This is a genomic window from Streptomyces lasalocidi, from assembly GCF_005280215.1.
GTDB classification, from domain to species: domain Bacteria; phylum Actinomycetota; class Actinomycetes; order Streptomycetales; family Streptomycetaceae; genus Streptomyces; species Streptomyces longwoodensis.
Map to the genome: position 1 here is coordinate 3,809,640 of NZ_SZNQ01000001.1, position 24,185 is coordinate 3,833,824.

Here is a 24,185-nt window from a genome sequence, read left to right on the forward strand (position 1 = left end):
TCCCTGAGAAACACACAGGGGGCTCCCAGGAACCGTGCGGGGAGCGGGAGTTCTTCCGTGCGGTCGTGGCGCGGTCGCGGGAGGAGGGCTGACGGTCAGAAGAGCCCGTCCTGCCGTGCGGCGTCACCGGGGGCCCCGAAACGCCGTACGGGAAAGGCGGGTGGGGCGTCCCCGTCCTCGGCCGGCGGCACGAGGTCCCAGCCTGTCATCAGCCGGGTGTCCAGGACGACGACGGTGTCCCGCGCGGTGCGCAGGTGCAGGTCCGGTCCGGCGGCCGCGACGAGCTCCCCGCGCACCCCGCCCCCGGCGGTCAGCTCGGTCACCTCCCCGACGGCGGCCGGGGCGTCGTGGTCGAGCCCGAACGCCCGTACGTGGTCGACCGGGCGGAACGGCGCGGGTGCCAGCGACTCCGGCCAGCCGGTGAGGCCGACGGCCCGCGCGTGCAGGTCGGCCAGCTCCGCCGCCCGCTCGGCCTCGCCCGCCGGCAGCCGCGAGCGCACGGCGCGCTTCTCGGCGTACGGGATGCGGTCGGGCACGCGCAGGGCGGCCCGCAGCAGCTCCTCGGTGCGCCGGGCGGCCATCAGCGGGCCCGCGCCGAGCCAGGTGAAGCAGACGGCGCCCTGCTCCAGCAGCCGGGCGGTGCCGCGCTCGACGGCGGTGATGCCGACCTTGGCCATCCCGGGGCCGAACCAGGCCAGGTACACGTGGTACGGCCGCGGGTCGTCGGCGAGCGTGTCCGCCGCGACCGAGTGCGCCCGGTCCAGCCGCGCGCACTCCTCGCACCGCCCGCCCGTCCCCCGCGCCGGCACCGGCGTCCGGCGCGGACAGGGGTGCCCCCGCGCCCCCACGCACCTCCTGACCTCCCCCGGCGCGACCGCGAAGGCCACGCCCTTCCCCCAGGACAGCGGGCTACGACGCCCCCCGTCCCAGGTCAGCTCCGGGCTGCCCGCCGACCAGCGCAGCGCCGCGCACCTCCATGCCTGTGCCATCACTCGCGAGCGTAGAGGGAGGCACTGACAGCGGGGGCGAGGCCACCGGGGAGGAGGCCACCTGGGAGGAGGCCACCTGGGGTGAGGCCGCATGCTCGCGTCCGCGCCCGGCGAGGCGGCAGCCCAGGCACTCCGGGTGCCCCTCGCGCGCGTGCGGGTCGCGCACCCGCATGCTCCACTGCGCCCGCGGCCGGATCCCGGGCGGCTTGCCCCAGCCGCTCAGGTGCAGTGCCCAGGTGACGAGCAGCGCCAGGACGTCGATCACCCCGCCGAGGACCAGGGCGAAGGGCGAGACCGTGCACACGCCGACGCCCATGACGGAGGTCCCGACGGTCGCGATGGCGACGCCCGTCCAGCCGGCGACGGTGTGGCCCTCGTCGTACGGATGCACGCTCATGGATTACCTCACGATGTAAGAAGTTATGTTTCTGAACCTCTTACAAGGTAAGACATCTCGAAAGCGGATAACAAGGGAGCCGACGCTTCAGCCACGAGACAGAGGACCCATGAGCGAGGAACCCGCGATGCCGGACGAGGCCGTGGAACCGGCGACCAGCGACCGTCCGACGGCGACGCCCGCGCAGGCGCTGTCGGCGATGGACGACCTGATCGCGGGCAGCATGGTCGGCCAGCAGGAGATGGCGCAGCGCCTGGGCGTGAACGTCACCGACCTGACGACGTTTGCGTACGTCCTCCAGGCCGGCGAGCACCTGGTGACGGCGGGCGAGCTGGCGACGAAGGTGCACGTGACCACGGGCGCGGTGACCGGCATCCTCAACCGCCTCGAACGCGCCGGCTGGATCACCCGCCGCGCCGACCCCACGGACCGCCGCCGCGTCCGGGTGGCGGCGGAACCGGAGGCGGTGGCCCGGGTCCTCGCCCTGTACGGGCCGTACTACGAACGCCTCACGGCCCTGTTCGCCTCCTACGCGCCGGACGAGATCGCCGTGCTGACGGACTGGTTCAGGAGGGCGACGGAGCTGGCGAACGCGTACCGGGAGGAGCTGCGGGGGCAGGAGCGGGGGGCGGGGGACGCGGGCCGTTCCCCGGAAGCTCCCGGCGGGTGAGGCGGGGCCGGGCGGGTTTGTAGAGTGCGCGGAAACGGCGGACGGGGCACGGATCCGCCCGGGGGAGGGAGACGGCATGGGGGACACGAACGGCCGTGCGGAGGTGATGGTCGCGGAGGCGCGCAAGGCGTTCTTCGTGATGTTCGCCTTCGTGGCCCTGATCTGGCTCGTCCAGCTGGCGAACGCCGCCGACGGCTACGACCTCTCCCGCGACCACGGCGTGGTCCCGGGCGACGCCGACAGCCTGCCCGCGCTCCTCTCGGCGCCGCTGCTGCACTGGAGCTGGAACCACATCGAGGCCAACTCCGGCCCCCTGTTCGTCTTCGGCTTCCTGGCCGCGTACCGCGGAGTGACCCGGTTCCTGGGCCTGACCCTGCTGGTCGCGCTGACCAGCGGCATGGCGGTCTGGCTGTTCGAACGGGGCGGCGTGGACACGGTGGGCGCGAGCGGCCTGGTCTTCGGCTACTTCGGGTACGTGGTCGTCCGCGGCCTCTTCGACCGCCACCTGATCGACACCCTGATCGGCGTGGTGATGGCGGCGTCCTTCGCCTACCTCCTGACGGTGGCCGTACCGGGCACCCCCGGGGTGAGCTGGCTGGGCCACCTGGGCGGCCTGGCCGGAGGGGTCCTGGGCGCGTGGCTGTTCAGGGACCGGGGGAAGCGGCGGTCGGCGTCCGGGGGTGGCGGTGGGGGCGGCGGGGGCGGCGGGGAGCCGTCGGCCACGGCGCCCCCGCGGGCGGACCTGCACAAGGAGCTGGGGGACCTGGGGCTGCTCTGAGCGGGCCGACGGGGCCCGCCGGGGCGGTTACCGGGCGAGGAGCCAGGCTCGGCTGACGGCCATGGCCTTGAGCTCGTCGAGCGTGATCGCGGGCTCGGCGCCCCTCTTCTTGGAGGTGGGGCTCGGCGCGTTGTAGGCGGTGAGGGACATCCAGAGTCCGTTGACGCGGAGCGCGTCGGCCCGCAGTTCGATGACGCCCGGCTGTTCGCCGGCCGTGCGCCGGGTGCCGACCTTCGTGCCGTCGGGCAGGGTCTGGCTCCAGAACTCCTTGTCGCCGGCGGTCCGCACGGCCTGGATGTACGTGGTGTACCCCTTGTCGGGATCGACCACCACGACATGGCCGTCCGCTCCCGTGCCGCCTTCCGAGTAGATGTGGAGGCGCTTGGGGAGCAGGGACTTCAGCACGGGCAGGATGTCGCCCGGCTCGGGCCGTGAACCCGGCGTGACGGTGCCGAAGGAGTTGGGCTCGCCCGCGCCGGTGAAGGAGGCGTCGACGAACATCGCCAGGTAGCGCAACTTGCCGGGGTTCATCCGGGGGTTGCGGCTCAGCGGGGGGGCTGGTTCATGGGACGGCGCCGTCGCGCGGGGCGTCACCCTCACACCCGGATGCGCCGTCTCCCACGAGGACGAGGACGAGGACGAGGGCGAGGGCGAGGCTGAGGCTGAGGCTGAGGGGATGTTGTAGGTGGCGACATCGATGACGTACCCCTGGGGCGAGAGCATCGTGACCGCCCACTTCTTGATGCCCCCGGCCTTGCCGGCCTCGGTGTACCCCTTCACGGCGCGGTTGTCGCTCTGGGTCGTGCACTCCTCGTACGGTGACCCGGCCCGCGGCGGGCAGGTGATCAGCTTCTTCAGTCCCGGCTGTGCCGGATCCACGCGGCGTACGGAGAGCGTGACCCTGGCCCGGCCCCAGCCGTCACCGAAGTCGAACGAGGCGGTCGCGGGCCGGTCCGGGCCGGAGCTGCCCGCGGCCTTCAGCTCGGGGTACGCGGTGGCGACGCCGGCCCGCCCCATGCCGTTGGACAGGATGTTCTGGATCTCCTCGCGGGTGACCGAGAAACGTCGGTAGTCGTGGTCGGACCCCGATGTCGCGGCAGGGTTCCCCCGACCGCCGCCGTCCCCCGAACCGCCCACCTGGACACCGGCCACGGCCACGAGGGCGGCGGCCATCGCGCTGCCGCCCGCGACGGCGATCCGGCGGCGTGCCACGCGCCGGCGGCCGCGGGCGAGAGCGCGTTCCGCGAGGAGCCGCTGTTCGGTGGAGTAGGCGCCGGCCGTGAGGCGAAGTGCCCGGCCGACTTCGTCTTCGAAGCGCATGGGAAAGCCACCAGTTCCTGTGTCGATGCGGGGGTGGGGACGAGGCGGGGGACGGCTGCCGAGCACGGCACGGCACAGCCCGGACGGGCCGTGGGCCTGGCGGACGCGGCCCGTCCCCGTCAGCCGGAGCCGGCCAGTTCGGTGAGGCTGCCGCCCAGCCGTGCCCGAAGCTTGGCGAGCGCTCTGCTCGAACGGCTGCGGACGGCGAGGGCACTCACGTTCATCGCGTCGGCCGTCTCCTCGACCGTGCGGTCCTCCCAGTAGCGCAGCATCACCACCGCCCGGTCCTTGGGCGGGAGTTCACGGAGCGCCTGGAGCAGGGCCAGTCGCAGCGCCGGGTCGTCCGCGCCGTGCGGGACGGGAAGCTCCGGCAGGTCGGCCAGGGGCCGTTCGGACGCGGAGTACCGGCGCCGCTGCGTGAGGAACGTACGGACGAGGACGGTCTGCGCGTACGCCGCGGGATTGTCGATGCGGGAGATGCGTCCCCACAGCGCGTACATCCGGCCGAGCGTCTCCTGCACCAGGTCCTCGGCGAGGTGGGTGTCACCGCTGGTGAGCAGGCACGCGGAACGGTACAGGTGCCCCCCGCTCCCCGCGGCGAACTCCAAGAACTCGTCCGCCCTGGCCCGTGTCCGCGACCTACCCACATCCCCACCCCTCGGAGCCCTGCATCGGCCTACACCTCACCGACGCGATGGCGGACGGGAATGTTGCAGACGAATCGCGTGCACCAGGAGCCGAGCGCCTCCACCCGCCGTCGCCGTCACCGGAAAGCGCCGGGCACCGGACACTTCTCCAAAGGGCTGTCCACCCGATCCGCCCACCGCCACCAGACATGCCGACCGGCGCACCGCCACAACGCACGACAGGCCCGCCGGCCGTCGTCCTCCCGCAAGCAGAGCGCGAGCCCACCGGCCCTCATGGCCGCACCGCACTCGGGACAGACAGGCGCATCGGTACTCATGCGGCGCACCCTAGCCTCTGCCATTAGGTCAGGATCTGACCTATGTCCTCTCTACCGTCCCCCCATGACCACACCCGAGGACGAACGCGCCGATCTCCTGGAGACGCTGGCGAAGCACCGGCGGCTGCTGCGGCAGACGACGCGCGACCTGACCGACGAGCAAGCGGGTCTGCGCACGACGGCGAGCGAGCTGTGCCTGGGCGGCTTGATCAAGCACGTCACCGCCGTGGAGCGGAACTGGACGGCCTTCATCGCCGAAGGCCCGTCGGTCATGGGCGACTTCACGAAGATGACGGAGGCCGACTGGGCACGCCGGGCGGCCGAGTTCCGGATGCAGCCGGGCGAGACGCTGGCCGGGGTCCTGGACGCCTACGCCGAAACGGCCCGGGCCACCGACGAACTGATCGCCGCGCTCCCGGACCTGAACGCGACCCAGCCCCTCCCGAAGGCTCCCTGGCACCAGCCGAACACCCACTGGTCGGCCCGCCGCACGATCCTCCACATCATCGGCGAAACGGCCCAGCACTCGGGCCACGCGGACATCATCCGGGAGAGCCTGGACGGGGCGAAGACGATGGGGTGAGGCGGGCTTTCGCGGCGGGTCGAGGCGTTGCCCGGACCCTTGCCCGGTGCCGGAGTCCGCTGTCGGCGTCGAACGCCGGCGGAACAGCTACGGCGCTGGGCACCTCTCCCGGGCCGATCGCGGGCACGATGGTCCCGTGGCTGACCCGGAGCGCATCGCGGCAGAGATCATGGCCTACTACCGCGCACTCGACGAGAGCGCGACCTCGCGGCACTACTTCCGCCATGCCGACGACGAAGGCGGTCTGTGGTACGTCGAGGCGGTACCCGACCGCGGCGAGCTGACCGTCCTCAAGCAGGCCGAGCTGACCTCGGCGGGCCAACTCCACCGGCACAGCTGGGAGCACATGGAGGACGAGCACGGCGGGCTGACGGACCAAGCGATCGATCCCGCGGTGGACCCGCTGCAGCCCATCCCGGCGGAGGAGTTCCGGCGGGTGTGGACTCGCCCGTCAACGCCGGAGGCCGCGGAGTGATCCGGGGCCCCTGGTCCTATCGCTTCTGGGCTCGGTAGCGCTTCATCAGCGCGGTGATCCGCGTCTGGTCCGCCGGACCGTTGAGTTCGGTCAGGAGGTCGTCCGGGCACAACTCGTAGACGTCGCCCCACCAGCGGCGGCCCCGGTTGTCCCAGATCCGGTAGCCACCCGGCACCCCCCTGGCGACGTAGCGCCTCCTGCTCACGCTCCTCCTCCCCCCAGCGGTTGCCGTACTCCGGTGCTGTAGGACGCGCAAACGCCAGAGGCCCCGGATCTCTCCGGGGCCTCTGGTCTGTGTGCACTCGGCAGGACTCGAACCTGCAACCTTCTGATCCGTAGTCAGATGCTCTATCCATTAAGCTACGAGTGCTTGTTTAGTTTTTTCGTCTTCGCTCCTGGTCCTTGCGGGCCCCTCGCGGCGACAGGAAGAACATTACATGACTGCCGCCGTCATGTGAAATCCGTTTGGCCTACCCCTTGTGACCTGCGAAAACGACATCTTCGGGGGTGGCCGGGAACACCGAAGCCCCGGTCCTGTGGACCGGGGCTTCTTGATCGCGCGGAGGCGGAGGGATTTGAACCCTCGATGGGCTTTAAGACCCAAACCGCATTAGCAGTGCGGCGCCATAGACCGGACTAGGCGACGCCTCCAGCACAGCCGCTCGCGTGTGTGCGAGTGGTGCGTGCAGATGATGACACAGTCGAGCGTCGTGTCACCAATCGGCCTCCACGGTACTAGGCGGGCCGGGCGCAGGGCAAAGGGGTTCTCCCGCCGCTCGCGGCGTCCGCCCGCACCGTCCGCACCGTCCGCACCGTCCGCGCGCAACGTCCTCCCCCCGCCCCGCGTTAGGCACGGCATGGCCCACATCTCCGCGACTTCCGCGACCCCAGCCCCGGTGACAACCCCGACCCCCGCCCCCTCCCCCCGACGCCGGCACGTCCGCGCCCTCGGCGTCGTGTCCGCCCTCGCCTCCCTCGCCGCCCTCGCGCCCTTCGCCACCCTCGCCGCCCACGCCTCCCCCCTCGCCCCGCCCCCCGTCCGTGACGAGGACCGGCCCGACTACGCGCGCGGGGACCAGCTCCTCGTCACCGTCCGGGACAGCGGAGTCCCCGGCGCCGACGGCGTCTACCAGCTCTCCTGCCACCCCGGCGGCGGCAGTCACCCCCACGCCGACGCCGCCTGCGCCGCCCTCGACCGGAACAGCGTCTGGGGGCGCGACGCCTTCGCCCCCGTGCCCGCGGGCAGCGTGTGCACCCTCCAGTACGGCGGTCCCGCCACCGCGCACGTCACCGGACGGTGGGCCGGACGCCCCGTCGATGCCACGTTCGAGCGTGCCAACGGGTGCGAGATCGAGCGGTGGGACCGCTTCGTCCCCCTGCTCCCCGAGGTGTCGACCGGCCGGCCGGCGTCCCGCCCCCCGGCCGACTGGTCCCACGCGTCCCACCCGGCCCAGCCGGCCGACCCGTCCCGCCCGGCCTCGCACGCCGCCCACCGGCCGGCCGCCCGGCCCGCGCCCCATCCCCTGCCCCACCCCTTGCCCCGGCCGCTCCCCGCGGCTCACCCCTCCCTCCTCCCCGCGCCCCTCCCGGCCCCCCTCCCCGAACCCGCCCCCGAGCCCCGGCCGGCCCGTTGACCCCCGGTTCCGGCGCCTCTCCTAAGCCCCCGGCCCCGTGAACGCCGCGCGAAGCTCTCGCGAAGGTCCGTGCGAGGGTCGTACACGTGTCCACCGGCCGGGTCATCTCCTCGTGCGAGGTCGCTCTCATCCGGCGCCGCTCGCACGACCCCAGCCCTTAGACTCCCTCGCGTGACACCCCGCGGGCCCCTTGGCAAGATGGCCCGAGCGGTCGGCAAGGTGCGGTAACAGGGAGGAAGCGTCTCGTGAGCAGCAGGCCATCCCGAGGCGCTGCTCGCCTCGCAGCCATACTCGACGCGCTTCCCGACGCGTTGGTCCTGGTCAACGCCAACGGAACCGTCGTCAACGCCAACACCATCGCCCTGGAGGCCTTCGAGACGCCGGGCACCGCGCTCGTCGGGCGCGGGCTGCTCGACCTGCTGCCGGAGTTCGACTCCAAGCTGATCCCGGGCTCGATGCGGCGGCCCGACCACATGGATCCGCGCGGGCGGACCAAGCCGACCCGGATGATCGCCCGCCGGACCGACGGCACCGAGTTCCCCGTCGAGGTCACCAGCGCCAACCTCGAGAACGGGCAGCAGGCCTACGACGGCTACGGCTACAGCGGCGACGAGCTGCTGATGCTGGTCGTGCGGGACCTCACCGGGACCGTGGACACGGAGGCGGAACTCGCCCGCTCGCAGCGGCAGACCGAGATGATCCTGCGGGCCGCCTCGGAGGGCGTCGTCGGCACGGACACCGACGGGCGGATCGTGCTGGTCAACCCGGCCGCCGCGCAGATCCTCGGGTACCGGGCCAGCGACCTCGGCGGCAAGGAGCTGCACACCCTCGTGCTGCACTCGCGTCCCGACGGCTCGCCGTTCCCGTACGACGAGTCGCCGCTGGCCGACACCCTGCGCTCCGGGCGCAAGCACCGGGTGCGCGGGCAGGTGCTGTTCGCCAAGAACGGCGACCGGGTGCCCGTCGACCTCACCACCGCACCGGTGCGCGACGGCGACCAGCTCGTGGGCGCCGTCATGACGTTCGCCGACCGCCGGCCCTTCGACTCCCTCGCCGCCGAGAAGGCCGACGTCGAGAAGCGGCACGCCGAGCAGCTGGAACGGCTCTCCGAGGAGCACGCCTCCGACCTCACCGCGCTGCGCCAGCAGCACGTCACCGAGCTGGAGGAGCTGCGCGAGCGGCACGAGGAGGAACTGGCCGCCGGCGAGGAGCGCTACGCCGCCCTCGGCGAGCGCGAGAAGGACCGCTACGAGGCCCTGGCCGCGCGCCACGACCAGCTCCTCACCCTCCTCGGGCAGTCCCTGCGCGGCCCCCTCGACGAGCTGCGCCGCGAGCTGGCCGCGCTCGCCGCCGACGACGCGGGCCAGCTGTGGCCCGAGGCCAACCAGGTCCTGCACCACCTCTCGGCCGGCTACTCCCGCATCACCACCCTCATCGACAACGTGCTCGGCTACCAGCGGCTGGACACCGGCGAGCAGGCGATCACCCGTACGAAGGTGATGCTGGACGCCGTCGTCGCCGCCGGTGTCGACGGCGCCGTGGAGCTCATCGGGCCGGGCCGCGTGCAGTTCGCGGTGCACGCGCCGCCCATCGAGGCCGAGGTCGACGCGCCCCTCCTCGCCACCGCGCTCGCGCACCTCGTCGCCGACGTCGCGGGCGTCGACGCCACCGGCAACGCGCCCGTGTCCGCGGGCGGTTACATGGACAACACCGTGGTGGTCGCGGCCGCGCAGCGCGGCGAGGTCGTCCGCATCGAGGTGCGCGGGCCGTACGCCGGCGGCGACCCGGTGCACGAGCCGATCGTGCGCGGGATCGTGCGCGCCCACGGCGGCGTGCTGCAGACCCACGAGGTGCCCGGGATGAGCGGCAGCGCGTACGTGCTGGAGGTGCCGCTCGGCGGCGGCGCCGGTGCCGTGCCCGCTCCCCCCGTCCCGGCCCCCCTCGAACTCGCCGCCGCCCAGCCCGCGTCCGGTGACGCCCACCCGGCCGACGACACCCACGCCGACCCTGCCGGCCACGGCCCCGGCGGTCACCGGCGGGCCCGGCGGTCCTCCGTGGACGCCTTCCTGGACAGCGACGTGGCCGCTGCCGCCGAGCCGGAGGCCGGGGTGCCGACCGGGCGCCGTCGCCGGCGCGGCCCGGCCGCCGACGAGCCGGCCGCGGCCCTCCCGCCGGAGGCCGACGCGGCCGCGGAGGGTGGACCGGGTGGGCCCGGGCGCCGGCGCGGACGGCCGGCCGGTGACGCCGGCGGCGCGGACGCGCCCGGCGTCGTCGGCGCGCTTCCCGTCGGTCCGGCGGGTACGGGCGTCCCGGGTGCCGAGGTGTCCGAGGGTGCCGTGCGCACCGCCGCGGAGCACGCCGCGGGGACCGCTGCCGCGGGTACGGGGCTCGGCGGCACTGTTCCGCCGCAGGGGGTGCCCGTGCCGGGCGCGCCCTCGGGGCGGCGCGCGCGCCGCGCGGTGGAGCAGGCGCCGCAGGGCGGGCCGGGGCAGGAGCAGCACGCGCTGCCGCCCGCGCTGCCCGCCGTCGCAGGACCGCAGGACGGCGAGCCGGGCGAGGCCGGTACGGCGGGCGAGGCCGCCCAGCCGACCGGGCGCCGGCGGCGTGCCCTCGCCGCCGCCCAGGAGCGCGCCGCCGCGCAGGAGGCGGGGCCGCGCGCGGTGTTCGCCCTGCCGCCCGCGGACGCGGACCGTGCGGAAGGGGAGACGGCCGAGGCCGTCGACGTGTCGGTGCCCGGTGGCGTTGCGGCCGGGGCGCCCGGACCCGTCGCCGGTGCGCCCGTGCCGGGGAGTGCCGTGCAGGTGCCCGGTGTGCTTCCGCTTCCCGGCACTCCTCTGCCGGGGGTGCCGGTTCCCGGTGCGCTGCCCGGGCAGGTGCCGGTGCCGGTGCCGGGTCAGCCTCAGGTCGCCGGTGCGCCGGTGGGCGTCCCGCCGCAGGTTCCCGGCCAGGGCGTTCCCGTCGCGGTGCCGCTCCCGGGGCAGCCGGCCGGCCCCGCCGACGCCGCCGCGGACCACGGTCGTCACGACGCCGTCCCGCACGACCAGGCCGACGACCACACCCCGCCCCAGCCGCACCCCACCACCGCGCCGACCGGACGCCGCCGCCGGGCTGTCGCCGCCCCGCCCGCCGAGGCGGGCGCGGAGGCCCCGGGGCAGGCGAACCCCGCCGCCGGGCCGGCTCCGGCGGCCCCGGTCCAGGTGCCGCAGCAGGTTCCCGCGCAGGCGCAAGCGCAGGCACCGGCACCCGTGCAGGCTCAGGTTCAGGCAGCCGTGCAGGCTCCGGGCCAGGTCCCCGGTGCCCCCGGTGCGGTGCAGCTTCCCGCCCAACAGGGCGCGGTTCCCGGCCGGCCGGGTGCCGTCGTCCCGCCGCAGGGCGCCGCGGTTCCGGCGCCGGGTGCGCAGCCCGTCGCCACCGGGCAGCCCGTCGTGCCTGGTCAGCCCGTCGTACCGGGACAACCGGCCGTGCCGGGTCAGCCCGTAGTACCCGGACAGCCGGTCCCGGCGGCGCAGCCCGTGGTGCCGGGGCAGCCCGTAGCCCCCGTACCTCCGCAGGGCCAGGTCCCCGCGCAGGTCCAGCCGCAGGCGCCCGTCCCGGTGCCCGCCTCGCCGACGCCTGCCCCCGCCCCCGCCCCCGCCCAGCCGCTGCCCGCCGAGGGGGTGCCCGGTGCTCAGGTGGGGACGCCGGCGGCGGGTACGCCGTTGCCGCCCGAGGCCGCGGGTGCCGCGGCGGCGCGGGCCGCGCAGCCGTTGCCCGCGGAGGCCGGTGCGCCGGTCGACCCGAACTCCACGCAGGGCCGGGCGATCAGCGTGCGAACGCTGGGGCAGGGCGTGCCGTTCACGCGGCAGGCCGTGCAGGTGCAGCAGTCCGGGCCGTCCGCCACGGCGACCCCGCCCCCGCACGCCCCGGGCGGCTCCGGGCGGCGCCGCAAGCTGGGTACGCCCCCGGACCCGGCCGCCCGCCAGCACCCGAACGGCGCGAACGGCGCCACCGGCGTGCCCGGCGAGCAGGGCCCGGGCCCCGTACCGACGGCCCCCGCCTCGGCTCCCGCCCCGCAGGGCCCCCCTGCCTCCCCGGCACCCACGCCGCCGTCACCCCAGGCACCCCAGCCCGCGCACCCCTCCCTGGCCGGTCAGTCGCGGCTCGCCGCGCCCGGCACCGAGGGTGCGGGGCGGTCGTACGCCATAGGGGCGCCGGACGAGAACGCCGCCGAGGGGCCGGAGCCGCTGGACGGTCCCGGTGGGGCCGTCGAGGTGGCGGACACCCCGCGCCCGCAGCCGATGGACGACGAACTGCCGCCGGAGCCGCTGGACAACCCACGGCGGCTGCTGGTGTGGCCGGCGCCGGACGTCAGCACCCAGCAGGCGCTGAGCGACCGCGGGTACCGGCCGGTCATCGTGCACTCGCGCGAGGAGGTGGACGCGCAGATCGCGGCCTTCCCCGCCGCGCTGTTCGTCGACCCGCTGACCGGGCCGATCACCCGGACCGCGCTCCAGGCGCTGCGCCAGGCCGCGGTGGCCGCCGAGGTGCCGGTGATGGTGACGGCCGGACTCGGCCAGGCGACGCGCGAGGCGGCGTACGGCGCCGACCCCGCCGTCCTGTTGAAGGCGCTGGCACCGCGCGACAGCGAGCAGCACCCGCCGCGCGTGCTGCTCATCGAGGAGCACGCGGAGATCGCGCTGGCGCTGACGGCGACGCTGGAGCGGCGCGGGATGCAGGTCGCACGGGCCGCGTCCGACAACGACGCGGTGACGCTGGCGGGGCAGTTCCGGCCGAACCTCGTGGTGATGGACCTGATGCAGGTGCACCGGCGGCGGGCCGGGATCGTGGACTGGCTGCGCGCGAACGGGCAGCTCAACCGCACCCCGCTGGTCGTCTACACGGCCGCCGTGGACCCGGCCGACCTGCCGCGGCTCGCGTCCGGCGAGACGGTGCTGTTCCTGGCCGAGCGTTCGACGAGCGCGGAGGTGCAGGGCCGGATCGTGGACCTGCTGTCGCGCATCGGCACCAACTAGCCGACCGGCCGCACGGCCCGACCCCTGAGGGGCAGCGCCCGGTCCGCACCGGGGACTGCCCCTCAGGTCTGTCGTCGTGCTCGCGGGTCCGCCGCCCCACGGCGGTCAGCCGAGCTGCGTCACGTCCAGCTCGCCCTGCGCGTACTGCCGGCGCAGCACCTTCTTGTCGAACTTGCCGACGCTGGTCTTCGGCACGGACTCGATGATCGTCCAGCGCTCCGGGAGCTGCCACCTGGCGATGTGGCCCTCCTCGGCGAGGAAGGCGCGCAGCGACGTGAAGTCGGCGGTGGAGCCCTCCTTGAGCACGACGGTGGCCAGCGGCCGCTCGCCCCACTTGTCGTCGGGGACGGCGACCACGGCGGCCTCGGTGACGTCCGGGTGGGACATCAGGGCGTTCTCCAGCTCGACGGAGGAGATCCACTCGCCGCCGGACTTGATGACGTCCTTGGCGCGGTCGGTGAGGGTGAGGAAGCCGTCGGGGGAGATGGTGCCGACGTCGCCGGTCTTCAGCCAGCCGTCCTCGCTGAACTTGTCGGCGGGGCGCAGGGGTTCGGCGTCGGGGCCGTTGTAGTAGGCGCCGGCGATCCAGGGGCCGCGCACCTCCAGCTCGCCCGCCGCCTCGCCGTCCCAGGGGAGGCGTTCGCCGCCGGGGCCGGTGAGGCGGGCCTCGACGCCGGTGGGGAAGCGGCCCTGGGTGAGGCGGTAGGCGAACTCCTCGTCGGTGCCGACCGCGTGGGCCGGCGGGCGGGCGACCGTGCCGAGCGGGGAGGTCTCGGTCATGCCCCAGGCGTGGCAGACGCGCATGCCCAGCTCGTCGAAGGCCTCCATCAGGGAGGGCGGACAGGCGGAGCCGCCGATGGTGACCTGGGTGAGGGAGGAGACGTCCCGCGGCCGGGCGGTCAGCTCGCCGAGCAGGCCCTGCCAGATGGTGGGGACGGCGGCGGCGTGGGTCGGCTTCTCGCCCTCGATCATCTCGGCGAGCGGGACGGGCTGCAGGAAGCGGTCCGGCATCAGCATGTTGACGCCGGTCATGAAGGTGGCGTGCGGCAGGCCCCAGGCGTTGACGTGGAACTGCGGCACCACGATCAGGGAGGTGTCCCGGTCGGTGAGGCCCATCGACTGGGTCATGTTGACCTGCATGGAGTGCAGGTAGATGGAACGGTGGCTGTAGACCACGCCCTTGGGGTCGCCGGTGGTGCCGGAGGTGTAGCACATGGCGGCGGCCCGGCGTTCGTCCAGCTCGGGCCAGTCGTAGTGCTCGGGCTTCCCGGCGATGAGGTCCTCGTACTCGTGGACCTGGGCGGTGGCGTCCGCGAGGAGGGAGCGGTCGCCGGGGCCGGAGACGACCACGTGCTCGACCGTCTTCAGGTGCGGGAGCAGCGGGGCCAGCAGGGGGAGCAGGGAGCCGTTGGCGACGATCACGCGGTCGGCTGCGTGCTGGACGATCCAGACCAGCTGCTCGGCGGGCAGCCGCAGGTTCAGGGTGTGCAGGACGGCGCCCATGGACGGGATCGCGAAGTACGCCTCGACGTGCTCGGCGTTGTTCCACATCAGGGTGGCCACGCGGTCGTCGTCGCGGACGCCGAGGTCCTCGCGCAGGGCGTGCGCCAGCTGGGCGGCTCGGGAGCCGATCTCGGCGTAGGTGCGGCGCTGCGGGCCGCCCTCGCCGGTCCAGGTGGTCACCTGTGAGGTGCCGTGGACCGTCGACCCGTGGGTCAGGATCCTCGAGATCAGCAGCGGTACGTCCTGCATGGTGCTCAGCACGGCGTCCTCCCGGGCGACATTGCCTACGCGGTGGTAACGGATGCGCTGATTCTGCGCACATACCGCGCGGTATGTCACTAGGTGCCGCCGATCGATCAAGTCACGGTACGGCACACCCCGCAGGTGGCGGGGCGATCCGGGTGGGGCTCGGGGCGCCTCTCAGGGTGTCTGTCGGGGTTCCCGGGGTGCCTGTCGGGGTGCCTGTCGGGGCTCCCGGGGTGCCTGTCGGGGTGCCCGTCTGGCCTGCTCCTGTCGGGGCCGCTTCTGCCAGGGCTGCTCCGTCAGGGTTCCGGTCCGCGCTGCTCCTGTCAGGCGCGGGCCACGGTCAGCTCGGGGTCCTCGCGGAGCTTGCCGAGCGCGCGGGAGACCGCCGACTTCACCGTGCCGACCGAGACGCCGAGCACCTCGGCCGTCTGGGCCTCGCTGAGGTCCTCGTAGTACCTGAGGACCACCATCGCGCGTTGCCGGGCCGGGAGCTTGAGGATGGCGCGCCACATCGCGTCGTGCAGCGCCTGTCGCTCTGCCGGGTCGTCGCCGCCCGGGGCGGGCTCCGGCTCGGGCAGCTCGTCGACGGCGAACTCGTCCACCTTGCGCTTGCGCCACTGGGAGGTGCGGGTGTTCAGCAGGGCCCGGCGGACGTAGCCGTCGAGCGCCCGGTGGTCCTCGATGCGCTCCCAGGCGACGTACGTCTTGGCGAGCGCGGTCTGGAGCAGGTCCTCCGCGTCGCTGGGGTTCGCGGTCAGCGACCGCGCGGTGCGCAGCAGCACCGGCTGACGGGCGCGGACGTACGACGAGAACGACGGGTACGCCGACGGTCTCGTCATGCCGTGCGAGGCGCTGGTGCAGACGGGTGTGGTCATGGCTCCACGCTAGGAGCGCAGCGGCTCGCGCGGATCGGCCGCAGGTCCAGAAGGGGAGTCCCCCTCAGGTTGTAGGGGTGGTGCCGTCTCCACCTCCTGTAGGTGGACGGGCGGGCGGGGGGCAGTACGGGTTCACCCCTGGGGGCCGGCCCTCCGGAGCGCACGGCGGTGACGGCGCCCCGGGCACGGCCCGGCGGTACTTCTGCCCCTACGACGTCCGCGCGGAGTCCGTCTGCCACGAAGACGTCCGCGCGGCGGCGCCGAAGCACCGCCGCGCGGACTCTGTGACTGCTACCCCGAAGCACACCGTCCCGCCGGGACGCGCGGGGCCGGGGAAGGGTCCGGCCCCGCGCGCCGGATCACAGGAAGAGCGGGAAGAAGGTCACCCCGACGCTGCTGTTGCCCTGGTTGATGGCCGTGAACGCGGAACCGTCGACCTGCGCGGTGTTGCTCTGGTTGGAGGCGCCGGACCCGACGGCGTTCTGCTGGGACGTGGACGAGTTGCCGTTGTTGTTGTGCCCGACACCGCTGCCGACGATGCTCGCGACACCCGCGTTCGATCCGTCGTCCGCGAAGCCGCCGTTGTCCGCCGCCGCGATGCCGGTGAAGAGCGCGGCGGCGAGCGGGAGGGCGGAGACGGCGGCGATGACGCGGGCGGTACGGATGCTTGCCATGGTGTTCCTCCAGAACTCACGGACTCAAGTACGGGTCTGACCAGGGCAGTTGGCCGACCGCCCCGGCGCCTTGACGACGTCGCGAGTCCAGAGTTGCCCAGCGCGTCCCCGGCGAACCATCCCGAACGGCGTGATTCGCACGCAAGCGTGAGGACAAGTCGATAAACCTCCACTGCCACTCTTCCGGGCATCGCGCTGCACTCCGGGCGCGTCGGACGCGCCCGGAGCCCGCACGGAACAAGAGAGGAAGCGTTCCGCCACATGTTCGGCCGTTTCCCCGCACACCGGCGCGTCGCCCGCACTCCCCCTTCCCTTTTTCGAACGTGTGTACGAAACTCGATCCATGGCCACCACCGACCGGTACGCCCGCGCCCGGCACCCCGGGCACCCCCGGCAGGCCACGACGCTGGCCCTCGCCCACGCACTGTCGGCCGCCGAACGCGGCCTGGCGGTCATCCCCCTGTCCCGCACCAAGCTCCCGGCCCTGCGCTCACCGCACCGCGACACCCCGGAACCACAGGCGGGGCCGCCCTGCCGCGGCGAGTGCGGGCGCCTCGGCCACGGGGTGTACGACGCGTCCGCCGACCCGGCACGCGTGCGGGAGATGTTCGCCGCCGCGCCCTGGGCGACCGGCTACGGCATCGCCTGCGGCCTGCCGCCCCACCACCTCGTCGGCATCGACCTGGACACCAAGACGGGCACGGACTCCTCGGCGGCCCTGCGCGAACTGGCGCTGCGGCACCTGTTCACCATCCCGCCGACGGTCGTGGTCGTGACGCCGTCGGGCGGCCGCCACCTGTGGCTGACGGGACCGCCGGACGTGGCGATCCCCAACTCCGCGAGCCGGCTGGCCCCCGGCATCGACGTCCGCGGCGCCGGCGGCTACCTGGTCGGCCCCGGCTCCCGCACGGACCACGGCGTCTACGCCACCGCCCCGGGCACGGCCCACCTGCCCCCGGCGCCCTGCCCGCGCGCCCTGCTGCACCTCCTGCTCCCACCGCCCCGCCCGACGGCGACCGCCCCGTCCGCCGAGGACACCCACGGCCACGGCCTGATCCACTTCGTCCTCGCGGCCCACGCGGGCCAGCGCAACACCCGCCTCTTCTGGGCAGCCTGCCGCGCCTACGAGAACGGCATCGGCCCGACCCTGTCCGAGCCCCTGATCCAGGCAGCCGTCCACACGGGCCTCACCCCGAGGGAGGCCCGCTCGACGGTGGCCTCGGCGGCGCGGATGACGGGGCGGCGGGGGGTGGGGTGAGGAACGGGGCGGGTGCCGGCCCCGAGGGGCGACCACGGGGAGGGGGATGCCGAGAGCCCCTGACCGGTGGTGCTGGCCAGGGGCTCTCGGGGATGCGGTGGGTGTGGGATTTGAACCCACGGTGACATCGCTGCCACGACGGTTTTCAAGACCGACCGGATCCGTACGTCAAAATGCGCGTTGACCTGCGTCTTAGGCACTCCGAGCCGCATCGTTCAGCTCCTGCTGGCCAGAGGATGGCCGCAGAGTGCCGCAGGACTCCCGCTTACGCACGGATGGAAGCCGCGCGGGAGCTGTCGTACGGTCCGTAAATCCGTGCTCTGCCAGTGGCGCCGCCCGCCAGGTTTGAACCTGGCAGGCATAGCCGGCAGATTTACAGTCCGCGCTTCCCTACCCTTTGACTGCTCTTACGCACTAGGTGGGTCAGCCACCCTACGCCCACCCCCACAAGCCCGACCACACTCGAAGCCGAACCGATCCGCTTCAACCGCGGAGTGCTGTGATCAGCGCGGCAAGCGCCCCGATCAAGCTCGCCGTGGCTGTGATCACAGGCACTAGTAGCTCAGTGCGACGAGGAATACCCTCATCCCGCTCTCGAACACTGGAATTATCAACCTCCATCGAACTTACCCCTCCACGTTGTGCCAACCGTGTGAGCTGCGAGGCCGTCTCCCGGGCTACCGGTGCGCCAAGCTCTCTGTCCGAAGTGAGACAACCTGTCCGGTTTCAAGGAGTCAAAGCCGTCGGTTATGTTCGGCAAAACCCAGACAGAGCGACGCCTGTTCACCTAGGGTTTCTTGTCCGTGGCCGGACGTTCCCGGACGGCACCGGACACTGGTGGACACCGACAGAGGGGGGATCATGGACCTGGCTAGCAGGCTCCGCATGCTGCGAGTACGAGCCGGCCAACCAAGCATCCGTGAGATAACACAGATTATCGGCCTGCGGGATAAAGGCAGCCCTATGGGCCGAAGCACGATCCAAGACAAACTCTCCGGAAAAAGCGCGCCTACTCTGGCGCAAGTGATGTCTTTAGTCAATGCCTTTGCGGAATACGCGCATACTCACGGAATCCCACTACCACCGGATGAGATTGAGCAATCAAAATGGCGTGAGCTTGTTGCGGCCCAGATCTCCGCACCACCACCCCTCGAAACCGGAATAAAAGATTCCACTTCCTGGAACCTAGAACCCTTCCGACGCGCCCAGATGTTTGACGTGCTGGAGATTGTGGAGCGCAACCATAAGTCACCGCCCGCCACCTGGCTGGTCGACGTGATTCGACCAATGCTCAAGGCTAAGATGGATTTCTCCGAATTCATCCGCAGAGCAGCAACGGAAGACCCGGCATCGGTCGTTCAAACGGTCAAGGCGCTTGACTCTGCTTTTCCAGAGCCGAGCGACCTGGACCATGGGCAGCCTATTAGGCCAACAAGAAACGATCTGACTGCAGGAAAACTAATCTGGCATGCCGCACTAGAGCACGGAGCGCAAGCTACACCCGCCATAGTCGCAGGTCTCAGGCGTGAAGGGCTGGAGCGTCACGCTTGGACTTTTTTGGGGGACGTGGCCCGCACCCTCGCCCCCATATACCTGGCCGGGGTACTGGAAGATTTAAAAACGGCCAGACTAAGTACGGACGAAAACTGGCTTTTGACTCTAGCTGGCGCGAAACGTAAACCGCATCGAGTCTACGAAGTAATCACTTACTTTGACCGAAATGACACTCGCGCACGAGACAAGGTCCTAAAAGGCATCTGCAAGTGGGACTGCGATCACCTAGAAGTGGTGGTCGAGCGACTGGCAGAAAAATTCGACAACAGATTCACCGATACGATCATCCAGGGTATTCCTCGCGAAAACGCCTTGGACTACGCCGAAAAACTGCGACTGCGTGGAAGTAACGAACTGGCAGATCTCGTCTCAGTACGAGCAGATGATCCTGCCTCGGCGTGACCATTCGACCGCACACGACGGCGTGGACGCTTAATGAGCGCCGGCCTTCGCATGCCGAGGCTCGATGTAGTCCCACCGTGGCCCGCTACTCTGGTACGCACCACGTCAGAACGGAGAGTGCTCCGCGAATGGGACCGAAGACGACCAAGATCTACGAGACGCTGCGCGCGCGACTCGCGGCAGGTGAGTACGTGCCCGGTGACAAGCTGCCCTCAGAACGCACACTCGTGGAAGAACTTGGCATCGGCCGGACGGCTTTGCGGCAGGTTCTCGCCCGTCTCGTCTCCGAAGGACAGTTGGAGGTGCGGGGACGGAGTTCGTACCGGGTGCCGGGCGCGGTGAGCGTTCAGCGTCCGGAAGGGCTGGAACCCTGGCGTATCCACGGCGAGCGCGACGTGTACGACAACCGATGGGTCAAACTCCAGCTCTGGGACGTGGAGCCCCCAGGGGTGGAGCGGTTCGAACACCACGTCGTGAGGCTCCACCACGTGGCGGTCACGGCCGTCATTGATGATCAAGACCGCGTGCTGATGGTGTGGCGGTACCGCTTCGTTCCGCAGCAATTCGGCTGGGAGCTCCCCGGCGGCATCATCGACCAGGGGGAGGAACCGGTGGATGCGGCCCTACGGGAGACCGTCGAAGAGACGGGCTGGCGGCCCAAGTCGCTGGAACGTGTCGTCAGCTATCAGCCCATGGTCGGCATGGTCGACTCACCACACGAGATCTTCGTAGGGTACGGCGCCGAGAAGGTCGGCGAGCCGACCGACTTGGAAGAGGCCGGCCACATCGAGTGGGTACCGCTAGCGGACATCCCCGGGCTCATGGCCCGCGGTGAGCTGATGGGCTCGGGCACCCTGGTCGCGCTCCTGCACATCCTGGCGGCCCGGCGCACGCAGGGACTCACAACCGCGCAGTGAGCATATCGACGCGGCGGCGCTGCCGGACCGAACCTGTCCGGCTCGCCAACAGTCGAGCCTGACGCAGGTGCGTACGGGCGTCGTCGTACTCCGCTCGCGTCAGGTGCGCCTGGGCAAGGTCGGCGTGCAGCCCACCGCGGGCGCGTACGAAGGTCGGGTCCATCACCTCAAGCGCGCCGTAAAGACTGGTAACTGCCGACTCCTCCCCGAGCAGCGCGAGCACGTTGCCCTGCCACCGGGCGAGATGCGCGCTGTTCAGGAAGATGCTCAGCATGTCCGGGTCCCGATCCTCGGGGCCCGGCGGGATGACAGCCATGGCCGCGTCCAGCGCACGCCGACAGTCGTCCGGCATATCGGCGTGCGCGCACATCTCGGCTTCCGCTGCATACAACCATGCTCGGAGCCGCGCGGAACCGGCTTGTCCAACAGTGCGCTGAGCGTCCCGCACGAGGTCGACGGCGAGCGCCGGGCGTCCCGCTTCGCAGAGTACGTACGCCTGCTCGCCCATGGCATGGGCAAGATACATAGGCTCCTCAGCGTCGCGTGCCGCGCGCTTGGCAAGTTCGTAGTGCCGCCACGCTCGCTCCACGGCACCCGAGTCGATTGCCTGCCACGCCGCGAGAGTTGAGGCACCCGCGAGCGCGAGGGCCACGGGTCGACGGGCGGCCGGCAACACGGCGAAGTTGAGCGCGTCTTCGAGGGCGGACAGGTGACCGGACATCTGATCGACCAGGGCCGCGGCGCCTCTCTGGCGGTCCATGGTCCGCAGCAGCTCGGTCTGGTCGTTGAACATCTTCACCATGGACTCGCTGACGCTGCTGGCCGAATCGATCCGGCTCAGTAGGTCGTCGTAGCCATCGGCGGTCGGGGCCCCGGGCGCCGGGTCGGAGTCCCTCAGCTCCCCGTCCGTGACGCCGAGAAGCTGACGCAGGATGCGCGCGTAACGGTCGGAGATGGTGCGCTTGCCGTTCTCCCACTCGGACACGTACACCCGAAGACTCGCTATTGACGCAACGTCCGTGAGGTTCCGTCGGGCGAACTGCTCGATCTCGCGAACCAGTCGTTCCTGCGACCACCCTCGCGCAGTCCGCGCTCTCCGAAGTCCCGCACTCACGGGCCCACCTCCCGGCGTTGGTTCCCCTCGCACCACCTTGTCAGCATGACGCACGTTGCCGCAGGTCAAAAGGGGTTAACAGGCCGGAAGTTAACCGCTGTTGGCTACCGGTAGCCCAGCCTCAAGAGCTCTCCTGGAGATGCACCGCGGCGGTCCGACCGCCACCCGAACCAGCGAACCACCTTGACACTGGTGCGCACCAGATGCACTCTACTGGTGCGCACCAGATTCGGCCTGGTTCTGGAATCGCGGAGTGCGAGGCAGCGCCCGGATGCACGGCCCGGAGGACGCGCTGTGGAGAACTCAACAGAGTGCCGACCCAGCCGCATGAACACATGCGGTCGATGGGTGCGGGTCACCATCCCGACCGCCCATGTCGGGCCGGGTGACTCGCCCGGATCCGCCCCCGTCGGGGCGGTGACTGGCATTGCGTGATTCGAAATGCGCAGAACCTTCCGCGGCATCTGCGCCGCTTCGGACCCAGCCTTTCCGCCGTGCTGGTTGCGGCGGTCGGTTGCCTCCGCTGCTCGTCTCGTACGAGCAGCGCTGAGGGGAGCCGGATGTTCCGACTTCAACGGCGCGCGGCCCCGGGTGGCTAGACCCGGGACCGCTGTTCGGGCCGTTCCACCGTGAGAGGAACACGACCCAATGGACCACATCGTCACTGTTCAGGAAGCTGTTACCGCGTTTGCTCCGTGGATGGAGCCGACGGACGCGCAGTTGGACGCGATCGAGTTGGAGATGCCCGCGATCCTGGCGGACGTCGACTTGATCGACGCGGCGATTGCCGCGCTGGAGACCCGGCCGGCAGAGCTGGACGCCCGTCGGACCCGCCGGGCCCGCCGCAAGGCCCTGGCCACGCGCGTGGTGCTGGCCAACCGTGCCGGCTGCGGGGAGGCGGCGTGATCCGCCTCGTCACCGCCGGCCGCATGGCCCGGCTGGAGCAGGAAGCCGACCAGGCGCGCGACCGTGCGCGGGACGTTCAGGCGCAGGCGGATGCCGCGTGGGGACGGCACGTGCGGGAGCTGTACGCCGTCACCGACCGCGCGGAGCGGGCGGAGGCCACCACCTCCGAAGTAGGTGCTCTGCTGGCTGGCGCGGTGGCGGAGCTGTCCGCGGCGCAGCAGGAGTTGCTGTTGAAGGACATCGAACTGCGCCGGCAGCGCGAGGAGTTGCAGCGCGGGCGAGTGGAGGGCGGCATGTTGGCGGTGCTGATGCACTACGGCGAGCCGCATACCGTCTACGCCTGCCGTGAGGACGCGTTCGCGGACACGGCCGCGCACGGGGTGCCCGCCGGCACCCCATGGGTGCCCTCCGATGGGCGTCCGGCGTCGGCGTCCAAGTGGTGTGTGGCGGCGTTCATCTACGACGCCGGCTGCAAGGGGTTCCGGCGGGCGGTCATGCCGGCCCCGGAGCCGGTGGAGGGCGCGGCGTGAACAGCGTTCAGACGCGTTCAGCAGAGCGCGCCCTGTCGTCCGGCACGTGGCTGATCGTGTGCGGGGCGATGCTCTACTCCATCCTCACCGTGACGCCGCTCATGGCGGCACACACCGCTGAGGAGTGGGACTGGACGGCGCCGATCCTGCCCTTGGTGGTGGACGCCGCGGTGGTCATCGTGGTCAAGCTCGATGACGTGCTGGCCCGCCTCGGCGGCCACGGCGGACGCTGGCCCGTCGTGCTGCGGTGGATGACCGGGCTGATGACGCTCGCCCTGAACACCGCCGACTCCGCATTGAAGAAAGACCTGGTCGGCGTGGCCGTGCACGCGGTGGCGCCGCTGCTGCTGATCGTCACCGCGGAGACCAGCCTTGCCTACCGGCGGGCCATTGCCCGCGCGGTGGCTGGGCTGGAAGCCGCGCAGCGGGCGGAGCAGGAGCGGCGCGAGCAGGCGGCCCGCGAGCAGGCGGCGCAGGCCCGGGCAGAGGCCCGGGAGGAGCGTGAGCACGCCGCGCAGTTGGAGCGTGAACGGCGTGAACACGAAGCCGCCCTTGCCCGCGAGCAGGCGGAGCAGGAGGAACGCCGGCGGCGCGAGGAGCGGGAAGCGCGGGAGCGTGCGGAGGCTGCGGAGCGGGCCGAGCGTGAACGCCGTGAACGCGAGCGTGAACAGCGTGAACAGGAGCGTGAGCGGGTCGAGCGGGAAGCCGCTGCACGCCGTGCCCGCGAGCAGGCTGAGCGGGAAGCGCGTGAACGCCGTGAGCACCAGGAGCGCGAGGAGCGGGCCGAGCGTGAACGCGCTGCCCTGCTCGCGCGCGGCCCGGCCAACGGCAAGCTTCCCGAGGACGACGCCCGCCGGATCGTGGCCGCCGCGTTCGGCGCGGAGCTGTCCGTGCGTTCGGCTGCGGAGCTGTGCGGCTGGTCGGTGGGGTGGGTGTCCGCCCGCTACGCCGAACACCGCGACCCGGGCGCCGGCGGTGCCCAACTGGCCATCGCGAGTACCTGATGGCCACGCTTCCCACCTACCGGTGGCGGCTCGCCCCCGACGGGTTGGCCACGCGCCGCCAGCTGCGCGCGCTGGGCTTACGGCCCGGTGGACAGGACGTGGCCGCGCAGCTCGAACGCCCCCGCCGACGGCGTGAACCTCTAGTTGCCTACCTCTACCTCATCGAGCAGGCCAAGCCTGTCCGGCCCATGACCCCCGCCAAGCGTGCGGCGCTGGCCAAGGCCAACGCCGCGCGGCGGATCTGCCCCGAGTGCCGGCGCGACGCCGGCTACGTCATCCCGCCCACGCTCGGCATGTGCACCCCGTGTGCCTTCCCTGGCGAACAGCGCGCCGCATAAGCCCTGTTGGCAGGCCCGGCCAGATCGCCTCCTACAGCCCTG

General features: G+C 72.1%; 22 protein-coding genes and 2 tRNA genes. 13 read left to right on the forward strand and 11 right to left on the reverse strand.

Annotation, left to right across the window (positions count from 1 at the left end; genetic code table 11):
• Positions 1 to 95: 95 nt before the first annotated feature.
• Both E4U91_RS17060 and E4U91_RS17065 read right to left on the reverse strand, forming a co-directional pair.
• Positions 96 to 989, reverse strand: coding sequence for a DUF2797 domain-containing protein (locus E4U91_RS17060; RefSeq protein WP_137307648.1), 894 nt, complete (start codon positions 987 to 989; stop codon positions 96 to 98).
• Positions 910 to 1,386: an HGxxPAAW family protein gene (locus tag E4U91_RS17065; RefSeq protein WP_137307649.1), complete on the reverse strand. Its 477-nt coding sequence runs from the start codon at positions 1,384 to 1,386 to the stop codon at positions 910 to 912. Before E4U91_RS17065 ends, E4U91_RS17060 begins: the two co-directional genes overlap by 80 nt.
• A gap of 109 nt (positions 1,387 to 1,495) precedes the next feature.
• On the opposite strand from E4U91_RS17065, the gene E4U91_RS17070 reads away from it, so the two are divergent.
• Entirely contained in the window at positions 1,496 to 2,056 is a 561-nt protein-coding gene (locus E4U91_RS17070) for a MarR family winged helix-turn-helix transcriptional regulator (protein WP_241678609.1), read from the forward strand.
• 76 nt (positions 2,057 to 2,132) lie between these two features.
• On the forward strand, positions 2,133 to 2,834 hold the full coding sequence (locus E4U91_RS17075) for a rhomboid family intramembrane serine protease (protein ID WP_137307650.1): 702 nt from the start codon (positions 2,133 to 2,135) through the stop codon (positions 2,832 to 2,834).
• 27 nt (positions 2,835 to 2,861) lie between these two features.
• Here E4U91_RS17075 and E4U91_RS17080 read toward each other — a convergent pair whose 3' ends face one another.
• Both E4U91_RS17080 and E4U91_RS17085 read right to left on the reverse strand, forming a co-directional pair.
• Complete coding sequence (locus E4U91_RS17080; RefSeq protein WP_137307651.1) at positions 2,862 to 4,154, reverse strand: hypothetical protein; 1,293 nt, start codon at positions 4,152 to 4,154, stop codon at positions 2,862 to 2,864.
• Between the two features lie 119 nt (positions 4,155 to 4,273).
• The gene (locus E4U91_RS17085; protein WP_137307652.1) at positions 4,274 to 4,801 is read right to left on the reverse strand and encodes a SigE family RNA polymerase sigma factor; all 528 of its coding nucleotides are present in this window, start codon (positions 4,799 to 4,801) and stop codon (positions 4,274 to 4,276) included.
• A gap of 381 nt (positions 4,802 to 5,182) precedes the next feature.
• On the opposite strand from E4U91_RS17085, the gene E4U91_RS17095 reads away from it, so the two are divergent.
• Entirely contained in the window at positions 5,183 to 5,701 is a 519-nt protein-coding gene (locus E4U91_RS17095) for a DinB family protein (RefSeq protein WP_137307654.1), read from the forward strand.
• Between the two features lie 136 nt (positions 5,702 to 5,837).
• Positions 5,838 to 6,176: a hypothetical protein gene (locus E4U91_RS17100; protein WP_241678611.1), complete on the forward strand. Its 339-nt coding sequence runs from the start codon at positions 5,838 to 5,840 to the stop codon at positions 6,174 to 6,176.
• Positions 6,177 to 6,192: 16 nt separating this feature from the next.
• On the opposite strand, the gene E4U91_RS17105 is transcribed toward E4U91_RS17100, so the two are convergent.
• From E4U91_RS17105 to E4U91_RS17115, 3 genes are all read right to left on the reverse strand, one after another.
• On the reverse strand, positions 6,193 to 6,381 hold the full coding sequence (locus E4U91_RS17105) for a hypothetical protein (protein ID WP_137307655.1): 189 nt from the start codon (positions 6,379 to 6,381) through the stop codon (positions 6,193 to 6,195).
• 92 nt (positions 6,382 to 6,473) lie between these two features.
• Positions 6,474 to 6,546 (reverse strand) — tRNA-Arg (locus tag E4U91_RS17110).
• A 190-nt stretch (positions 6,547 to 6,736) separates the two neighbouring features.
• Positions 6,737 to 6,827: transfer RNA gene (locus E4U91_RS17115), tRNA-Ser, on the reverse strand.
• 245 nt (positions 6,828 to 7,072) lie between these two features.
• Between E4U91_RS17115 and E4U91_RS17120 the strand changes: the two genes are divergently transcribed.
• Both E4U91_RS17120 and E4U91_RS17125 read left to right on the forward strand, forming a co-directional pair.
• Complete coding sequence (locus E4U91_RS17120) at positions 7,073 to 7,810, forward strand: SSI family serine proteinase inhibitor (protein ID WP_404766034.1); 738 nt, start codon at positions 7,073 to 7,075, stop codon at positions 7,808 to 7,810.
• A 245-nt stretch (positions 7,811 to 8,055) separates the two neighbouring features.
• On the forward strand, positions 8,056 to 12,822 hold the full coding sequence (locus E4U91_RS17125; RefSeq protein ID WP_137307657.1) for a hybrid sensor histidine kinase/response regulator: 4,767 nt from the start codon (positions 8,056 to 8,058) through the stop codon (positions 12,820 to 12,822).
• A 105-nt stretch (positions 12,823 to 12,927) separates the two neighbouring features.
• Here the strand turns inward: E4U91_RS17125 and E4U91_RS17130 are convergent, their stop codons facing one another.
• From E4U91_RS17130 to E4U91_RS17140, 3 genes are all read right to left on the reverse strand, one after another.
• Positions 12,928 to 14,574 carry a long-chain fatty acid--CoA ligase gene (locus E4U91_RS17130; RefSeq protein WP_137310870.1) on the reverse strand — a complete coding sequence of 549 codons (1,647 nt, stop codon included), beginning with the start codon at positions 14,572 to 14,574 and terminating at the stop codon, positions 12,928 to 12,930.
• A gap of 320 nt (positions 14,575 to 14,894) precedes the next feature.
• Complete coding sequence (locus tag E4U91_RS17135; protein ID WP_137307658.1) at positions 14,895 to 15,446, reverse strand: SigE family RNA polymerase sigma factor; 552 nt, start codon at positions 15,444 to 15,446, stop codon at positions 14,895 to 14,897.
• Between the two features lie 359 nt (positions 15,447 to 15,805).
• A complete protein-coding gene (locus E4U91_RS17140) occupies positions 15,806 to 16,120 on the reverse strand; it encodes a hypothetical protein (RefSeq protein WP_137307659.1) in 315 nt (104 codons plus the stop codon).
• A 343-nt stretch (positions 16,121 to 16,463) separates the two neighbouring features.
• On the opposite strand from E4U91_RS17140, the gene E4U91_RS17145 reads away from it, so the two are divergent.
• From E4U91_RS17145 to E4U91_RS17155, 3 genes are all read left to right on the forward strand, one after another.
• Positions 16,464 to 17,378, forward strand: a complete 915-nt coding sequence (locus E4U91_RS17145) for a bifunctional DNA primase/polymerase (protein ID WP_137307660.1) — start codon at positions 16,464 to 16,466, stop codon at positions 17,376 to 17,378.
• Between the two features lie 885 nt (positions 17,379 to 18,263).
• Positions 18,264 to 19,334 carry a hypothetical protein gene (locus E4U91_RS17150; protein ID WP_137307661.1) on the forward strand — a complete coding sequence of 357 codons (1,071 nt, stop codon included), beginning with the start codon at positions 18,264 to 18,266 and terminating at the stop codon, positions 19,332 to 19,334.
• 128 nt (positions 19,335 to 19,462) lie between these two features.
• Positions 19,463 to 20,251, forward strand: a complete 789-nt coding sequence (locus tag E4U91_RS17155; protein WP_137307662.1) for an NUDIX domain-containing protein — start codon at positions 19,463 to 19,465, stop codon at positions 20,249 to 20,251.
• On the opposite strand, the gene E4U91_RS17160 is transcribed toward E4U91_RS17155, so the two are convergent.
• The gene (locus E4U91_RS17160; RefSeq protein ID WP_137307663.1) at positions 20,235 to 21,242 is read right to left on the reverse strand and encodes an NsdA family TPR-like regulatory protein; all 1,008 of its coding nucleotides are present in this window, start codon (positions 21,240 to 21,242) and stop codon (positions 20,235 to 20,237) included. The two genes, E4U91_RS17155 and E4U91_RS17160, sit on opposite strands and share 17 nt — an antisense overlap.
• A 771-nt stretch (positions 21,243 to 22,013) precedes the next feature.
• Between E4U91_RS17160 and E4U91_RS17165 the strand changes: the two genes are divergently transcribed.
• Genes E4U91_RS17165 through E4U91_RS17180 form a run of 4 tightly spaced genes read left to right on the forward strand, consistent with a single transcriptional unit; the run spans position 22,014 to position 24,143 of the window.
• Positions 22,014 to 22,271: a DUF6284 family protein gene (locus tag E4U91_RS17165; RefSeq protein ID WP_137307664.1), complete on the forward strand. Its 258-nt coding sequence runs from the start codon at positions 22,014 to 22,016 to the stop codon at positions 22,269 to 22,271.
• On the forward strand, positions 22,268 to 22,801 hold the full coding sequence (locus tag E4U91_RS17170; protein ID WP_137307665.1) for a hypothetical protein: 534 nt from the start codon (positions 22,268 to 22,270) through the stop codon (positions 22,799 to 22,801). The genes E4U91_RS17165 and E4U91_RS17170 overlap by 4 nt, the downstream gene beginning before the upstream one ends.
• The gene (locus E4U91_RS17175) at positions 22,798 to 23,805 is read left to right on the forward strand and encodes a DUF2637 domain-containing protein (protein ID WP_137307666.1); all 1,008 of its coding nucleotides are present in this window, start codon (positions 22,798 to 22,800) and stop codon (positions 23,803 to 23,805) included. Before E4U91_RS17170 ends, E4U91_RS17175 begins: the two co-directional genes overlap by 4 nt.
• A complete protein-coding gene (locus tag E4U91_RS17180) occupies positions 23,805 to 24,143 on the forward strand; it encodes an RRQRL motif-containing zinc-binding protein (protein WP_137307667.1) in 339 nt (112 codons plus the stop codon). The genes E4U91_RS17175 and E4U91_RS17180 overlap by 1 nt, the downstream gene beginning before the upstream one ends.
• Positions 24,144 to 24,185: the final 42 nt, after the last annotated feature.

What these genes read in the sequence shown, in the direction of transcription:
- E4U91_RS17135 (WP_137307658.1), bottom strand. Translation starts at nt 15,446, where the DNA reads ATGACCACACCCGTCTGCACCAGCGCCTCGCACGGCATGACGAGACCG.
- E4U91_RS17065 (WP_137307649.1), bottom strand. Translation starts at nt 1,386, where the DNA reads ATGAGCGTGCATCCGTACGACGAGGGCCACACCGTCGCCGGCTGGACG.
- E4U91_RS17095 (WP_137307654.1), top strand. Translation starts at nt 5,183, where the DNA reads ATGACCACACCCGAGGACGAACGCGCCGATCTCCTGGAGACGCTGGCG.
- E4U91_RS17180 (WP_137307667.1), top strand. Translation starts at nt 23,805, where the DNA reads ATGGCCACGCTTCCCACCTACCGGTGGCGGCTCGCCCCCGACGGGTTG.
- E4U91_RS17165 (WP_137307664.1), top strand. Translation starts at nt 22,014, where the DNA reads ATGGACCACATCGTCACTGTTCAGGAAGCTGTTACCGCGTTTGCTCCG.
- E4U91_RS17080 (WP_137307651.1), bottom strand. Translation starts at nt 4,154, where the DNA reads ATGCGCTTCGAAGACGAAGTCGGCCGGGCACTTCGCCTCACGGCCGGC.
- E4U91_RS17130 (WP_137310870.1), bottom strand. Translation starts at nt 14,574, where the DNA reads ATGCAGGACGTACCGCTGCTGATCTCGAGGATCCTGACCCACGGGTCG.
- E4U91_RS17060 (WP_137307648.1), bottom strand. Translation starts at nt 989, where the DNA reads ATGGCACAGGCATGGAGGTGCGCGGCGCTGCGCTGGTCGGCGGGCAGC.
- E4U91_RS17145 (WP_137307660.1), top strand. Translation starts at nt 16,464, where the DNA reads ATGGCCACCACCGACCGGTACGCCCGCGCCCGGCACCCCGGGCACCCC.
- E4U91_RS17075 (WP_137307650.1), top strand. Translation starts at nt 2,133, where the DNA reads ATGGGGGACACGAACGGCCGTGCGGAGGTGATGGTCGCGGAGGCGCGC.
- E4U91_RS17155 (WP_137307662.1), top strand. Translation starts at nt 19,463, where the DNA reads ATGGGACCGAAGACGACCAAGATCTACGAGACGCTGCGCGCGCGACTC.
- E4U91_RS17150 (WP_137307661.1), top strand. Translation starts at nt 18,264, where the DNA reads ATGCTGCGAGTACGAGCCGGCCAACCAAGCATCCGTGAGATAACACAG.
- E4U91_RS17070 (WP_241678609.1), top strand. Translation starts at nt 1,496, where the DNA reads ATGAGCGAGGAACCCGCGATGCCGGACGAGGCCGTGGAACCGGCGACC.
- E4U91_RS17140 (WP_137307659.1), bottom strand. Translation starts at nt 16,120, where the DNA reads ATGGCAAGCATCCGTACCGCCCGCGTCATCGCCGCCGTCTCCGCCCTC.